Consider the following 1,196-nt stretch of genomic DNA (forward strand, 5'->3'; position numbering starts at 1 on the left):
CGACCTGCCCGAGCGCTTCGTGAAGCCCGTATCCGAATTGGCCATCGGCAGCTTCTGGCTGTTGCACGCTCTGTTGCGGGAAGCGGTCGGCGAACACAAGCAACCCTACCCGTTCCTCGACACCAAGCCGCAACCCCTGGCATCGCCCGACTATGGAACCCTGGCGGCCGACCAGCCGCGCATGCCCTGGCAGGACGTGCACAGCCGCATCGAGGGGCCCTCGGTCTATGATCTCAGCCGCAACTTCATCGACCGTTGGAATAGCCAGCAGGCCTACCTGGCAGACACCCCCGCGGTGCAGGACAGCGTCATCGGGCGCAAGGCATGCAAGGCGGTGGCGGCGGTGATGACCTGGCTGAACGACCTGGCCGACTACATCGGTGTCGAGACGCGGCTGCCGCCGGATGCCCTCTGCCACATCATCCCGCCCAAACCCAAGCCCCAGTGGATCAACGCCGGCCTGGTGCCCCAGGCACCTGCGCCGGCCAGTGGCGGCATGAGCGTGCAGGTGCTGCGTAGTGCCTCCGCCAGGCTCACCGAGCAAGAGGCCAGGGGGCGCCAACTGGCCGGTGTTCGCCACGAACTGCCTCCGGGCCTGGCCGAGCAGGGCGTGCAGGACAACTGCCTGCAGGCCATGCGGCAGGCCATCTCCAGCGCCCAGCAGTTTCTCTACATCGAGAACCAGTTTTTCCAGAGCAAGTTTGGCAAAGAAGGGGAATTGGGTGACGACCAGATCGATGCGTTCTCCGGCCCTATGGCCACCCTGCGCGACGCCAGCAGCCTGCGCCAGGACCTGGTCAAGCGCGTGAACCTCGACGAGGCCCTGAAGGAGAAGGACATCTGGAGGCTGGACTGGGCCGAACTGGACAAGATTGCCAGCGAACCGGGCAAGGAGGCCCGAGCCTTTGTCGAGGGGCTGAAACGCGTACTGGCCAACAATAGCCAGGGCTGGATCACCAGCCGCCTGGGCCCGCTCCAGGACGGCGTGCTCAATACCCTCGGCGGGGAGCTGGCCTCGCGCATCGGACGCGCCATTCACGAGGGGAGCTCCTTCCATGTCTACCTCGTCCTGCCCGTGCACCCGGAGGGATCGCTGGACACCCTCAACATCATGAATCAGGTCCACCTGACCCAGCAGAGCCTGTTCTTCGGCCAGCACAGCCTGGTGCGGAACATCCAGCGGCAAATGGCCCTCA

The 1,196-nt window shown here is 65.4% G+C and carries 1 protein-coding gene; it reads left to right on the top strand.

Going from position 1 to position 1,196, the window contains the following annotated elements; genetic code table 11:
* Positions 1 to 1,196 (top strand): phospholipase D-like domain-containing protein (locus ACFW0B_RS25825; protein ID WP_459251735.1); only part of this gene is annotated, 1,196 nt, incomplete at both ends.

The sequence above is a fragment of the Metapseudomonas phytobenefica genome (assembly GCF_043392685.1).
Lineage (GTDB): Bacteria > Pseudomonadota > Gammaproteobacteria > Pseudomonadales > Pseudomonadaceae > Metapseudomonas.